Annotated in this window: 13 protein-coding genes; 6 read left to right on the top strand and 7 right to left on the bottom strand. The window is 57.1% G+C overall.

The genetic code is table 11. The annotated features are described in order from the left end of the window. Positions 1 to 5: 5 nt before the first annotated feature. The 6 genes from sdhD to IPP03_08300 all read right to left on the bottom strand — a co-directional run bounded on the left by sdhD (position 6) and on the right by IPP03_08300 (position 6,913). Positions 6 to 338 carry a succinate dehydrogenase, hydrophobic membrane anchor protein gene (gene sdhD / locus IPP03_08325; protein MBL0352652.1) on the bottom strand — a complete coding sequence of 111 codons (333 nt, stop codon included), beginning with the start codon at positions 336 to 338 and terminating at the stop codon, positions 6 to 8. After that, a complete protein-coding gene (gene sdhC / locus IPP03_08320) occupies positions 335 to 721 on the bottom strand; it encodes a succinate dehydrogenase, cytochrome b556 subunit (GenBank protein ID MBL0352651.1) in 387 nt (128 codons plus the stop codon). The genes sdhD and sdhC overlap by 4 nt, the downstream gene beginning before the upstream one ends. Positions 722 to 1,040: 319 nt before the next feature. Next, a complete protein-coding gene (locus IPP03_08315; GenBank protein MBL0352650.1) occupies positions 1,041 to 2,180 on the bottom strand; it encodes an IS630 family transposase in 1,140 nt (379 codons plus the stop codon). Positions 2,181 to 2,257: 77 nt separating this feature from the next. Then, complete coding sequence (locus tag IPP03_08310; GenBank protein ID MBL0352649.1) at positions 2,258 to 5,338, bottom strand: efflux RND transporter permease subunit; 3,081 nt, start codon at positions 5,336 to 5,338, stop codon at positions 2,258 to 2,260. Positions 5,339 to 5,348: 10 nt separating this feature from the next. Beyond that, the gene (locus IPP03_08305) at positions 5,349 to 6,530 is read right to left on the bottom strand and encodes an efflux RND transporter periplasmic adaptor subunit (GenBank protein ID MBL0352648.1); all 1,182 of its coding nucleotides are present in this window, start codon (positions 6,528 to 6,530) and stop codon (positions 5,349 to 5,351) included. An 86-nt stretch (positions 6,531 to 6,616) separates the two neighbouring features. Then, complete coding sequence (locus IPP03_08300) at positions 6,617 to 6,913, bottom strand: IS30 family transposase (GenBank protein ID MBL0352647.1); 297 nt, start codon at positions 6,911 to 6,913, stop codon at positions 6,617 to 6,619. Between the two features lie 264 nt (positions 6,914 to 7,177). Here IPP03_08300 and IPP03_08295 point away from each other — a divergent pair, with 264 nt between their 5' ends. Together IPP03_08295 and IPP03_08290 are read left to right on the top strand one after the other, a co-directional pair. Continuing rightward, a complete protein-coding gene (locus tag IPP03_08295; protein MBL0352646.1) occupies positions 7,178 to 7,450 on the top strand; it encodes a hypothetical protein in 273 nt (90 codons plus the stop codon). A gap of 486 nt (positions 7,451 to 7,936) precedes the next feature. Then, positions 7,937 to 8,380 carry an IS630 family transposase gene (locus IPP03_08290; protein MBL0352645.1) on the top strand — a complete coding sequence of 148 codons (444 nt, stop codon included), beginning with the start codon at positions 7,937 to 7,939 and terminating at the stop codon, positions 8,378 to 8,380. Positions 8,381 to 8,419: 39 nt separating this feature from the next. Here the strand turns inward: IPP03_08290 and IPP03_08285 are convergent, their stop codons facing one another. Then, the gene (locus IPP03_08285; GenBank protein MBL0352644.1) at positions 8,420 to 9,952 is read right to left on the bottom strand and encodes a MarR family transcriptional regulator; all 1,533 of its coding nucleotides are present in this window, start codon (positions 9,950 to 9,952) and stop codon (positions 8,420 to 8,422) included. Between the two features lie 504 nt (positions 9,953 to 10,456). Here IPP03_08285 and IPP03_08280 point away from each other — a divergent pair. From IPP03_08280 to IPP03_08265, 4 genes are all read left to right on the top strand, one after another. Next, a complete protein-coding gene (locus tag IPP03_08280) occupies positions 10,457 to 11,812 on the top strand; it encodes an IS1182 family transposase (GenBank protein MBL0352643.1) in 1,356 nt (451 codons plus the stop codon). 234 nt (positions 11,813 to 12,046) lie between these two features. Continuing rightward, complete coding sequence (locus tag IPP03_08275; GenBank protein MBL0352642.1) at positions 12,047 to 12,661, top strand: LemA family protein; 615 nt, start codon at positions 12,047 to 12,049, stop codon at positions 12,659 to 12,661. Between the two features lie 9 nt (positions 12,662 to 12,670). Continuing rightward, positions 12,671 to 13,543: a TPM domain-containing protein gene (locus IPP03_08270; protein MBL0352641.1), complete on the top strand. Its 873-nt coding sequence runs from the start codon at positions 12,671 to 12,673 to the stop codon at positions 13,541 to 13,543. Beyond that, positions 13,543 to 14,040: a TPM domain-containing protein gene (locus IPP03_08265; protein MBL0352640.1), complete on the top strand. Its 498-nt coding sequence runs from the start codon at positions 13,543 to 13,545 to the stop codon at positions 14,038 to 14,040. Before IPP03_08270 ends, IPP03_08265 begins: the two co-directional genes overlap by 1 nt. Positions 14,041 to 14,246 lie beyond the last annotated feature (206 nt).

Raw genomic sequence — 14,246 nt, 5'->3', positions numbered from 1 at the left:
AATGTCTACCTCGCTCCCGCTAGAATGATCACCACCCATGCTTCGAGCGCGATCAGGCCCGCGGCAATGCTTGCCAAGAGCAGCATCCGTAATGGCAGTGGATGCACATAATCAAGCAGAACATCGCGCAAGCCAATCCAGGCATGCAGGAAAATTGATGAAAACATTAGGAAGAAGCCCACCTTGACCACGGGTTGGGCCACCAGTGCCCGCCAGGCAGTGAAAGTTAGCGGATTGCCAAGTGCGACATAGGCTACAGATGCGGCAAGAAAAAGTAACAGATAGAGCGCTGTCAGGCGTTGGATGACCCAAGGACGCTGTCCCCCGAGCAGTCTCATTTCAGTAAGCTCCAGAGCATTAGCAGTACGGCCAGACCGCCCCCGATCAGCACCATCAACGCGGTTTTGCGCGCGACGGGTAGGGACGACCCAATGTCCACGTCCATGAGCAGGTGTCGGATTCCAGCCAGAACATGATGTATCAGGGCCCAACACACAATCAGCCCGGTCACGATGCCAAGCGGACCATGCAATATCTCCGCAATCCGGTGAAACGCCGCTTCGCTATTCAGGCTGCGCTCGAAGACGGCGACCAGGAAGGGCAGCAACACCGCCAGGACGACTCCGGCGACACGGTGCCCGATCGACGCAATGGCACCTACCGGGAAGCGAATCCGGAACAGGTTCAGGTAAACGGGGCGGCGAGCTTTGGTTGAACTCATGTTTGCTTCCTTGCCGGACGTCGGGTGCCTCATTCAGTGCCAGCCAACGTTTGAGGCTCTGATATGACTCGATAATGCACCGTTGGTATTCGTGCGAACTTGCGAAGCGTGTGCGACTCAGAACGCTCGAGCGGTAGATTCCCTTTGTGCGCCTGACCCACCCGGCAGCCGAAGTAACGCCATGACGATCGACAAGCAACGCGATGCGCACCGTTTCGTCCATTATGCCATTACCATCTCTTCGCAGCTAGTCATAGATTACACCAGCACGCCGTTGGACTAAACATCTAGTATATCGTTCCATCAATATAATTACGTATTATGCGATTTCGAGGTCGAATTTCTTCCAGCGAAAGACAACTGGGGTGGCGTTCATTTCATCGATACCTTTCAGGATGCGCGCTTTGAGTTCATGAATCGAGGCGACGCGGATATGGCGGAGGAAGGTCCGGGCCATTTTCGAGAAAGCGCATTTGATCAAGTTGAGCCAAGAACCATGCTTGGGTGTATGAACATACTCGAAACGTCCGGGTCGCGTCGCCAAGTAAGCCATCGTCTCTTTCGAGATGTGGGCCGAGTGATTGTCGAGGACGACACGGATAATGGCCTCCGGCGGGTAGTACGCATCGATTGAACGGAGCAAACCGATGAATTCGCAGCTGCGGTGCCGGTCTTCGACTTGGGCAAACACATGGCCGGCGTGCAAGTCGATGCCGGCCAGGATCGATACGGTTCCATGGCGGACGTACTCGTAATCCCGACTCACCGTCGGCGCTTTGCCGGGAACCGGTGGCCGGTCAGGCGCCGTCAAGCCAATCGCTTGAACGCCGGGCTTTTCATCGACACTGACCGTGTAAATCGGGTTCGGCCGTCCATCATGAACGGCGCCTTCGGTGTAGAGGGAAACGTCCCGGTGGACCATCAGCACCTCATGCATCTTCCGGTCGAAGTCGGGATCCCGTTTCTCCAGGTAGTAGGTGATCTTGTGGGGTTTGAGTTGGTTTGCATCAAGAATCCGCCAGACCGTGCTCTTGCCCGCACCGGCAAGCCGTGGGAAGCCCGATGCCGCTGCCTGTTCGGCCACATGGCGGGCCAGCGCCGAGATGCTCCACAACTCCGCAGCCAGTCCAAACTCCCTTGGTTTGGTGCACGCTACGCTGACCACCCAAGCCTTGGCCTCCTCAGTAATCTCCGGGGCGTGAGGCCGGTGGTAGGCATCCTTCAATCCGGCTTGAATGCCCGCCGCAAGTGCCTTGTCGATGCATTTGTAGATCATCGGCCGGCTGACGCCCAACTGCCGCTGAATCTCGGTGATCGATACGCCCTGCGCGTATTTGAGCAGCACGCCGGCACGCTCCACTTCGCGCAACGGCGCCGTTCGCGACGCCGCCAATTCAGACAACCTGGACCTCTGCTCGTCTGTCAGCAACAGTGCTGCTCGCCCGCTTGTCCGTCCCATGATCACCTCCACGTCAAATGCTAAGACAATCATGGCAATTAAAGGCACGTTTGTAAATATATTAATGGAACGTACTACTAGAGTATGGAGCCGTCACCGGAATCCGTCGAAAAGCGTTCCAGATATAGGTACACAACCGGGGTCAAATAGAGCGTGAGAAATTGGGAGACAACTAGCCCCCCCACCACCGCCAAGCCAAGGGGTCGTCTGACCTCCGCGCCGGCACCAAGGCCGAGCGCGATGGGAAGCGTTCCTACCAACGCCGCCATGGTGGTCATCATGATTGGCCTGAAACGTATCAGACAGGCCTTGACGATTGCTTCAGCCGCATCCATCCCATCCTGCCTTTGCCTAGCCAAGGCGAAGTCGATCATCATAATGGCATTTTTCTTGACGATGCCGATCAGCATGATGATGCCGACGAAAGCGTAGAGGCTCAGGTCGACGCGGAATATAAGCAGCGTCAGTAGTGCACCCAGACCGGCGGCGGGCAACCCGGAAAGGATGGTCAGGGGGTGGATAAAACTTTCGTAGAGGATGCCGAGAACCAGATAAACCACGAGAACGGCCACCATCAAAAGCATGCCAAGGCCCTGTAGCGAGGATTGGAATGCTTGCGCGGTTCCCTGCAGGCTGGTGTTGAGAGAGACCGGCACACTTACTTCCTGCTCCAGCTTCTTGATCTTGTCCACTGCATCTCCAAGGGATACGCCTGGTAACAAATTGAAGGATATGGTGACCGATGGTAATTGGCCCTGATGGTTTACCGTCAGCGCCTGTGTCTTGCGGCTAAAGTGGGAGATCGTATCGAGCGGTATGAGTTTGCCGCTGTTACTGCGGACATAGAGATGTGACAAAGTTTCCGGCCTGTTCTGAAACTCCGGCGCAACTTCGAGAATGACCTGATATTGATTGGTCGAACCGTAGATGGTGGAGATCTGCCGTGCACTGAACGCGCTCTGGAGGGCATCCTCTACCTGGCCATAAGTAAGACCCAGGGTTGCCAGCTTGTCGCGGTCAATATCGAGGGCAACCACCGGACTGAGGTTGTTGAGATTGTTGGTCACATCGACGAAGCCTGGCAGTTGGCGGATGCGCTCGGTCAAGGTAGCCGTCCATTGGTACAGTTCATTCAGATCGGTATCCTGCAAGGTATATTGATACTGCGCCGCCGTGATCTGGCCACCTATTCGAATGACCGGGGGATTCTGCATATACGACTTGATGCCAGGCACGGCAGCCAGCTTTGGCCGCAAGCGCTGAATGATTTCGTCCGGAGAGGAATTGCGTTCACTGCGCGGCTTGAGGATCATGAATACCGTGCCGGTGTTGGCGGTTGGCCGGATACCACCTGCGCCGACAGACGACATAAACGAGGCAATATCCGGATCCTGCGCCACAATCCCGGCGATGGCTCGTTGATGCTGAACCATTGAGGCGAAGGAAACGTCCTGCGCTCCCTCGGTGAAGGCGATGATCTGGCCTGAATCCCCGCTCGGGATAAAATCCTTGGGCACTTGCGTAAAGAGAAACCCGGTTAGCAACAGAGTGGCAAAAAAACTGGCCAATATCGCTCTTGGATGCCCCATGGCCATGCCGAGCGTACGTTCATAAGCCGCCGTCAAAGCAGTAAAGAAGCGCTCGAACATTAGGAATACCGGGCCGTGAGATTCTGGCTCCGCATGTTTGATGTAGCGACTGCACAGCATCGGCGTGAGCGTCAGTGAAACGAATCCGGAAACCAGAATGGCGGCACAGATGGTCACTGCAAATTCATGCAGGAGCCGGCCAACTATTCCGCTCATGAAGAGTACGGGAATAAAAACCGCAGTCAGGGAAATGGTCATTGAAATGATAGTAAATCCAATTTCCCTTGAACCTTTGATCGCAGCCTGAAATGGAGGCTCCCCCTCTTCAACATGGCGCACAATGTTTTCCAGCATGACTATGGCGTCATCCACCACAAAGCCGACGGACAAGGTCAAGGCCAGCAGGGAAAGGTTGTCAAGGCTATAACCGAACACCGACATTGCGGCAAAGGTTCCGACGACCGAAATCGGTAACGCCAACGCCGGAATGAGCGTTGCCGAAAGGTTCCGCAGAAAGAGCAAGATCACAAGGATTACCAGGAATCCAGCAAGAATCAGGGTGAATTGGACGTCATTGATGGCTTCGCGGATGGAGAGGCTGCGGTCGAACAACACTTTCATTTCGATCGCTGCCGGCAGCTTGGCCTGGAAGGACGGAAGGATCCGCTTGATGGCATCGACCGTTTCGATGGTGTTGGCGCCGGGTTGGCGCTGGATGGCCAAAACAATGGCGCGCTTATCCACGTTCCAACTGGCAATCTTGTTGTTTTCAACGCTGTCGATGGGTGTCGCGACTTCCTCCAGGCGCACCGGGGCGCCATTCTTCCAACTTACGATAAGCGGGCGGTAGGCAGCCGCATTGGCAAGTTGGCCGCCATCCTTGATGGCAAAGGTTTGACGGTTACCATCGAGTTGGCCGACCGGTTGATTGACGTTGCTCTGCCCAAGCGCCTGTTGCAGTTCGTCGATGCCAATGCCGCGGCTTGCCAGCTGATCCGGGTTGACCTGGACCCGCACCGCGAATTTCTGGGAACCGTAAACCTGTACCTGAGCCACCCCGGGAATGGTTGATAAGCGCTGGGCAAGTTGGGTTTCGGCGTACTCGTTTACCAACGACAACGGCAGTGTTGTCGACGACATGGCGATGTAAAAAATTGGCGAGTCAGCGGGGTTTACTTTGCGAAACGAAGGTGGTGCTGGCATGTTCGGCGGCAGTTTGCGCAGGGCGGCGGAAATGGCAGACTGCACATCCTGGGCTGCCGCATCGATGTTGCGATCCAGGGAAAACTGAAGTGTGATTGAAGTTGAGCCTTGGGCACTGGTTGAGGTCATCGAATCGAGACCTGCAATGGTCGAGAACTGCCCCTCAAGGGGGGTTGCCACAGCGGCTGCCATGGTTTCCGGAGATGCCCCCGGCAAATTCGCCGTTACGGCAATCGTCGGAAAGTCGACGCTGGGCAGTTCAGCTACGGGCAGGGAACGGTAGCCAATGATGCCGAAAATGAGGAACGCTGCCATCAGCAGCGTGGTCATTACCGGACGGCGAATACAAAGCTCAGACAGATTCATGCTGTGCTTTTCAGTTTCGGGATTGGGCAACGGCCGGCGATGGCGCAGAATCACCCATCTTGGTGTCGCCTGGGCCCGATGACTTGATTTGGACGCTAGCCCCCGGCGCCAGTCTGAGTTGACCGTCCGTCACGATGGTTTCACCAGCGGCAACGCCCTTCGCTATCGCGGCCAAATTGCCAGAAGTTGTTGCAATCTGGATTTTTCGGGGTTCCACTGTCTCATCCTGTTTGACGACATACAGAAAGTTACCGTCCGAGCCTTGCTGTACTGCTTCAGTTGGCACCACGACCGCATCGGTGAGGGTATCGAGGCGCATCGTGACATTCAGAAATTGCCCCGGTGTCAGCTTTTTTTCCCGATTTTCAAGCACTGCTTTCATCTGGATCGTACCCGTGGTGGTATCGACCGCGTTGTCGATAAACCTGACGTTCGCCTCGAAGGGTTGCTCCTTGTTTCCAGGAATGGTCACCACCGCTGTCAACTGGCCGCGCTCCAGCGCAGCCTGCAAGCGCGGAAGATATTTTTCTGGCACTGAAAACGTCACGTAGAGCGGCTGTACACGATTGATTACCACCAACGCCGTGTCATTGACCTTCACCGCCGTTCCGGGGAAAACAAGGCGTGCGCCAACCACGCCGGCAAATGGAGCGCGCAAGGTGGCGTAAGTGAGCTGCAGGCGCGCCAGTTCAAGGGCGGCCTTGTCTGCCTTGACGGTCGCCAGTGCAGCAGCCTCTGCCGTTCTTACATCGCTAACCTTTTCATCGGAAACAAATCCACGGGCTTTCAAGGTAACGTAGCGCCCGACATCGGCGTGCGCTTTGGCCAGCTGGGCCTCATCCTTGGCCAGATTGGCGCTGGCTTGCTGCAAGCGGGCGTCAAAATCACCTGGATCAAGTTTGACCAACACATCTCCCTGTTTTACGTGCTGGCCCTCGGTGTACATCACGCTAGCCACCTGACCGTCCAGCCGTGATTTGACGGTGACGCTTTCATAGGCTTCAGCCCGCCCTACAACTTCCAGCAGTACGGGAATATCGGCAGTGACCGCCTCGGCTACCGTAACCGGTACCCGTGGGAGCGTCTTTGCTGTTCCAGCGGAGCCGCTACTACGCGCGGCCTGATACCAGTAACCGGCACCGATCACGGCCGCCAGGGCGATTCCTGCCAGCAGAGCCTTCGACTTAGTCATGTTGCGGCACCAAGAGAGGAATGAAGAGGCATTTTCAAATCTAAATTCACTAGTAATGCTGACGAATACAATAGCACTCGGTGGATTCAACTCTGAAGTGCAACAGGGTAATGACGGGAGTGTAGCTGACTCATGAAGAGGTCGTGAGGTGTATTGTGGTCAAGGCATTTTCGAGGTCGGTGATTGAGACGGAGCCTGGCAAGTCCGATATTTTTTTCGGAGATGCCATCAAAGCTCATTTTCTTGGGGAAGAACTGCCGAATGAGGCCGTTCATATTCTCGTTGGCCCCGCGTTCCCAAGAAGCAGAGGGGTGGGCGAAGTAGCAATCAGCCTGGAGTTGCTCGGCAATTCGCTGATGCTGGGCAAACTCCTTGCCACGCACCGCGAGCCAGAGCTGCTCTACAGCGAGATCGGCAAGTTGAAGATGGAACTCGACTAGCTCAAAAAAAGTCCGGGATCAGCCTTGCGTGACCCGACAAGACTGGATCGATCGCAATGATGCCGTGGCACTCGTCCAGCAATGCGTTCTGGCTGGCGTCTCACGCGCCACAATCGATGCTCAACGTAAGCCCAAGCTTGGTCTGATGAGAGCGACCTTCTGCTCAGCGGTCTGATTGACGAGGAGCATGCCCCGCAGGAAATCTCCTTGGGGGACAACGGCGAGCGTCCGCACCAGTATCTGGGTGACAAAACGCCCGATGTCGTGCATCAAACCGCGATCGGTGGCGGTGCCATGATCGTCGATAAGTTTCCGCGCGCGGTGGAGGGCACCCCTGTTCCGCTACGCTCCACAGGGGATTCCTCCACCGCAGAAACAAGATCAGAAGCAACACCAAAGTCAAAAACGGGGCAGCGCCGTCCAGCTGTATGCGAAGTCGAATGTACAGCTTATTCAATTTCCACACCAATTAAGCAATAATAAGTGCATCTCAATGAGATCTGAGGTGTGGCATGGGAAGGCCGTTCAAGGGAGAGGGGTCGGTAGCGGAGGCGCTGAAGATTGTCAAAGAAGCCAAGAGTGTGGAACAACTGCGCCAGGCCCAAGCGGTTGTTCTGCCGTTGTGCTACGGTTTGAATCTTGAGCAGACCGCCGCGGTGATCGGCGTTTCGCTCAGTTGGGCCTCACGATTACGCAACGCGTTTCTGGCTGGACATCGGGTAGGCGGTGAATCGGAACCTGCACGAGGCGGACGCCACCGGGAGAATTTCACCCGAGCGCAAGAAGCCGAACTGTTGAAACCCTTTTTCGACCAAGCGGCCAAGGGCGGTATATTGGTCGTCAGTCAGATCAAGCCGGCCCTGGAGAAAGCGCTGGGACGCCCGATGGCGCTGTCCTCCGCCTACAACGTGCTGCATCGCAACGGTTGGCGCAAGCTGGCGCCAGACAAGCGACATCCGCAAAGTGATCCGACCGCGCAGGAGGCGTGGAAAAAAACTCCCCGACACCCTTGGCGAACTCCGGAGAGATTTCGCTCAAGGAACCCCGATCCGTCTGATGTTTCAGGACGAAGCGCGCTTCGGGCGCATCAACGATGTGCGTCGTGCCTGGGCGCCCCAACCCATTCGACCGTTGTGCCGGGCCATGCTCACCCACCAATACACCTACGCCTACGCGGCCGTCGATGTGGATACGGGCGAGCTTGACTCGCTGATCTTGCCGCACGTCAATACGCCGTGCATGCAGCTATTCCTCGACGAAGTGGCGGCACGCCATCCGATGGATCGGATCGTCATGGTCCTTGACGGTGCGGGCTGGCATGCCAGCCAAGCACTCAGAACACCCGAAAACATACACCTGCTACCGTTGCCTCCCTATGCCCCTGAACTCAACCCGGTCGAGCATCTCTAGTCACTAACCAGTTCAATCATCACAAATCATGAGAAGAATTCAGGATGCGCAAGCCATGGTTGGCACTATGTTGAAGCGGGTCAATGAGCAGGCCGCAGCGACGACTGAACGCCCCAATCGAGTGAGGTAGTAGCGATAGGTATGAGTGACTTTCTTGATCAAGCCGAGCGTACGCAGTCGGGCAAGTTGGCGCGACATGGCGGACGGAGTGAGCTTCAGATAGCTGAGAAGATCGGCACGACGCCAACCGTGAATGTTGAACTCGCCGCGTTGCATGGTTTGCAGCAAGGCTTTCTCGGCAGGATCAAAGAAGTTCACCCCTTTGACACCGGGAGCCGCCCCCAACCGTGGCATGCTCAATCGCTCCAAGTCACGCTCGCCGGCACTGGGGTCATCGAGGCTGGAGAGGAACGCCAGGTAACGTTGGTTGCAGCCGAGCAGGATGTCGCGCAGGTCGATCAGGCTATAGATTGTCTTCTTCAGGGGCGCCAATTCTCGGGTGGCGTGCCTGTCCTTGTGTTCCACCTTGCGGTGGTGTTTGAAGAAACTCACGTCATTGACGGTCGTTTCGACCCGCAGTACGCGGGAGAATTTGTCATACACCTTGACGCCAGCGGCGCCCATGGTGTGCTTGATGCAGCGCCCCTCGATACGGGTGGACAACCGGGAACCGATCTCCTGGGCCAGTTGTGGCGTGACCTTCTTGCCCAGAAAGCTGGAGACGCGTTCTGCGTTGGCGGCCAAGACCGCTTGGCGCGAAATGGCGTCATACAGTGGAACCAATATCTGCTCACTGCGAAACATCAGGTCGGTGGAGTATTCGACTTGGCGCAGGCTCCAGTGATACGAGGATCCAAAGACGTCAAGCACTGGGCACAACCACTGCGCATAGCGATCCAGTCGCGGGTGAAGTACGTCGGGACTGAACGCATCCGCCAGCGCCTGCGCCTGCGCGATGTCGGCGACACGCAGGAAGGCGTTGTCCTGCTGGAGGAAGTCGATCCTTTCTCGCGTCAGAGTTCTTGCCAGAGCGCTGTGACCATTACAGTAGAACTGCAACCCGAACGGTGCCCACGTCGGCACACGCAGGTAGCACAACCCCAGTTCCTCGTCGATGAAATAGAAGTAGTAGTGCAGGCACTTGCCTTGATCGGGGCGCAGGTAAGTCTTGCCACTGCCTTTGTCATGCCACGGTTTGTAGCTCGGACAGGCTTCCATGGCCGAGAGCACATGCACCAAACCCGGTGCGTCGCCGCGACCGGCGAGCACTCGCGCGACCAACTCTTCCTTGCGAATATGGCTTTTGCTGACGTGCGCGATTTCAATACCCGCCGCCAGACACACCTCCTGCGCACGCTCACGAATGCGATCTCGCAGCGGCTCGGCAAATCGCGGGTAGTCGAATACCCGAATTCCGTGCGTGTACAAATAACTCGTCATTCCTGCCGCGTAGCACGCACCAGGCAGCGTGCCGGTGATAATGATCCGGTCAAAGCACGAAAGCACGCCATGCATGTTCGTCGCGTATCGTTCCGCCAGAGCCATCGCCAACATGATCGCCTCCTCGGTCATTCGTCAGGCTTCTATCGTAATACCTGTTTGGTTCCGGCTCGTCCGGCTTAGGATGAACTGCGCGAGAAGTTCTTCCACAACCTTGCCTTCGATAGCATCGATGCACTTGAAGATCAACTCGAATCGAGCCTCAAAACCCTTGAATCAGAGCACCAGCGTGTCCGCTCAATCGTACACTGGCCGTGGATAGTTAATGCATTAACGAATTAGAAACGGAATTAAACCAAGGCCATTATTGTCTTGACTCAGGGATCCGCTTTAGGATGGCCGCTTGAATCTCATTCGCAGCAGGATGCTCGATGATCGCGTCTGTGTCGCAGGCTTTGTCCGCATTACGTTGCGTGTTCGACGCGAAAAAGGAATTAATCGGCGCCTCCTAAACGAAGATTTCGCCGATCAATGCCATAGTCATTCATCGGATTGATTGTCAACACACACTAGCAGCCTGTCGGACTTCACCAGAAATATGATATAATCATATCCACTATTTCAACGGGCACGGTAATGGCCTTTCAACCGATAGATCGAGATACGGACTACCTACTCCCACCTTCGGTGCAGGATTGGTTACCCAAGGCGCACTTGGCACGGTACGTTGTGGATGTGGTCGAAGGGCTGGACCTCTCGGCGCTGGAGCGGGCCTATGCGGGCAGAGGCAGTGAGGCCTACCCTCCGGCGACGCTGCTGTCGTTGCTGATCTACGGTTACGCCACGGGCACGTTCTCCAGTCGCAAGATCGAACGGGCAACGTACGACTCGCTGGCGTTCCGGTACATTGCCTGCAACCGGCATCCGGATCACGACACCCTGGCGACGTTCAGGACGCGCTTTGGCCAGGAATTTGAATCGGCGTTTGTTCAAGTGCTACAGGTGGCCCGAGAGAACCAACTCTCGCGCTTTGGCACGGTAAGCCTGGATGGCACCAAGATTCACGCCAATGCTAGCCGGCACAGCGCCTTGTCGTACGGGCATTGCGAGAAGATCGAAGCCCATCTGAAGGCCGAAGTGCAGGAACTGTTAGCGCTGGCCGCAGCGGCCGACCAGTCGGTCGTGCCGGACGGGGTCAGCATTCCCGAGGAGATCACCCGCCGGGAAGATCGCTTGGCCGCGATTGCGGCGGCCAAGGTCAAGATCGAAGCGCGAGCCCAGGAGCGGTTCGCGGGGGAACAGGCCGAGTACGAGGCCAAGATGTCGGCTCGTGTGGCCAAGGAAGCAAAGACGGGCAAGAAGCCCCGTGGCAAGGAGCCGGAGCCTCCCGAGCCGGGCCCGCGAGCCAACGACCCGATCAACCTGACCGACGAAGAATCGCGGATCATGAAGGTGGCTGGTGGCGGCTTTGAGCAGTGCTATAACGCGCAGGCGGTCGTTGACACCGAATCGATGCTCATCCTCGCCACGCATGTTACTCAAGCCACGAACGACAAAGAACAGGTTGAGCCCATGCTGGCGAAAGTTCAGGCTAACCCCGAAGGGCTAAATCAGCCCAAGACCTGGCTGGCCGACACCGGCTATTACAGCGCGAAGAACGTCGCGGCGTGTCTCGCCGCCAACAGTGAGCCGCTGATTGCCGTCCAGCGCGACGAGCACCATCCGGACTGGCGGGAACGTTTTACCGAGCCGCTGCTGCTGGCGGGCGACGCCTCGCCGGTCGAGATCATGAAACACACGCTCAAGACACGAACGGGGCGTGCCGCCTATGCGCTACGCAAACAGACGGTTGACCCGGTGTTCGGCATCATCAAGTCGGTGATGGGCTTGCGCCAGTTTCTGCTCCGCGGTCCTTCTAACGTCAAGAACGAATGGACGCTGGTTTGCCTCGCGTGGAATTTGAAGCGCATGGCCGTATTGCGTCCGCAGTGAGAAAATAGAACAGGAGCATTGCGATTCCATGAAAAAACAACTCGATTTCGCCCCAAAAGGTGTCAATTCGTCTCGGATTATGAAATCGCGCCATCGGTCGAACTCAAGCCCGACAGGCTGCTAGTGTACCGGGCTATCGCCATACGCCAAACCTGGCTGCGCTGGAAATCTCTCTTGCATTTTTTTTGCGATCGTCCAATATCAGCCGCTACCAATCAATCTGGAGTCCGCTCGATGAAATCCCGCCTTGTGATCTTTCTGCTGTTCATCACCACCCTACTTTCCGGCTGTGGCTACAATCAGGTGCAAACCAATGATGAGGCGGTCAACGCTGCCTGGGCCGAGGTTTTGAACCAGTACAAACGTCGGGCTGACCTGATTCCCAACCTCGTTTCCATCGTGCAAGGCTATGCCGCGCATGAGAAGGAGGTCTTGACCAAGGTGACGGAAGCCCGTGCCAGCGTCGCGGGCATGAAAGCCACGCCAGAGTTAATCAACGACGAGGCCGCTTTTGCTAAATTCCAGAGGGCTCAGGCTGATCTCGGTGGCGCGCTGTCTCGCCTGTTGGTTGTTTCGGAAAACTATCCGCAATTGAAGGCTGATGCCAATTTCCGCGAACTGCAGGCACAGGTTGAAGGCACGGAAAACCGGATTACCGTGGCGCGCAATCGCTTCATCAAAACCGTTCAGGAATACAACGTCTCGGTACGCACCTTCCCGAACAACCTGACGGCGATGGTGATGGGCTGGAAGCCTAAGGCCAATTTCACGGTCGAAGATCAAAAAGCCATCTCGACGCCGCCGGCGATCAATTTCGGCACCGCCCCGGCCCCGGCTGCTGTCAAGTAATTGCTTCTGATGCTACGTCTGCTGGCGATTTTCGCACTCTGCTTGCATGCGCTTGGCGCGCTGGCTGCGGGCGAACTGATCGCCATCCCGGTGCTCAAGGCACGGGTGACGGATCTCACCGCCACCCTGCCGGCCAGTCAGATTGCTGAGCTGGAAGCTCAACTCGCCGCTTTTGAAGCCAAGAAAGGCAGCCAGATCGTTGTCCTGATTCTACCCACTACCCAGCCGGAAACCATCGAACAGTTCGGCATTCGCCTGCTCGATACCTGGAAAATCGGTCGCAAGAACATTGATGATGGCGCGATCCTGATTGTCGCCAAGGACGATCGGCGGTTACGTATTGAGGTCGGTTACGGCCTGGAAGGCGCCTTGAATGACGCCACGGCGAAACGGATTATTAGCGAAACGATCGCGCCCAAATTCAAGGCAGGCGATTTGCCGGGCGGCATTACGGCGGGTGTCGCGGCGATTGTTGCTGTGGTCGATGGCGAACCGCTGCCTGATGCGCCAGTGGCAAAACCTGCCGGTGGCGACGCTTTGGGCGGTTTGGGTAACTTTGGCGAAAACGCACTGATCATCGGCTTGGCTTGCGCGGCGCTGGGTGGCGCTATCCTGCGTCACTTTCTCGGTAACCTGCTGGGTTCCGGTGTGGTCGGTGGCCTGAGCGCCGGCCTCGGCTGGATGTTAACCGGCTCGGTGCTCGGCGCTCTGGCCGGCGCCGGCATTGGCTTTGTGGTTGCCCTGATTGGCCTCGATCTCCTGCTCAGCGGCCTGCTAAACAGCGGGCGCTCCGGTGGGGGAGGCTCAGGCGGCGGATTTGGGGGCGGATTTGGCGGTGGCGGTGGTTCAGGCGGTGGCGGCGGCGCGTCGGGGAGTTGGTGATGACACTAAAACGTATCCTCAAGCACTGGAAAATGCCAATTCGTCGCGTCGGCCAACATTTCGGCCCGGCCACGCTGGCGGCAATTGAACGCGCCATTGGCGAATCGGAAGAACAACATCGAGGCGAAATCCGTTTCGTCGTCGAAGGCCGCCTCTCGTTGCTGCAATTACGACGTGACTTGACGGCACGACAGCGGGCTGAAGGACAATTCAGGCAACTCGGCATCGGCAATACCGAAGAACACAGCGGCATCCTGTTCTACATCCTCCTCGCTGAGCGACAAGTCGAAATCGTCGCCGATACCGGCATTACCGCCCAAGTTGCACAAACCGAGTGGGATGCACTCTGCCGGCGCATGACCTTAGCCTTTGCTGCCGGAGACTACCAGGCAGGTGCGCTGGCCGGTATCGCCGGGGCGACAACGCTGCTCAGTCAACACTTCCCGGCCCGGCCCGGTAATCCGAACGAACTGGAAGACGCGCCGCTGGTTCTGTGATGTCGGGATTTGCTGTTGCGCGGCAGTTGGCCGCACATCTTTGTATCGCTGGCCTACTGCTGCCCTTGCCAGCGCTGGCACTGCCGGGATTTGCCGAGGTTAAGGCCAGCTACGTGTCTTCCGAAGCAACTTTGCTGGCGCGCGATGGCCAGCTGATACACCGCCTGCGCCTCGACAAAACCGTGCTGCGGCAAGCACGGACGCCG

Source organism: Candidatus Dechloromonas phosphoritropha, assembly GCA_016722705.1.
Classification (GTDB): domain Bacteria; phylum Pseudomonadota; class Gammaproteobacteria; order Burkholderiales; family Rhodocyclaceae; genus Azonexus; species Azonexus phosphoritrophus.
Note: the sequence above shows the minus strand (reverse complement) of the source record. Positions and strands in the feature narration are given on the sequence as shown.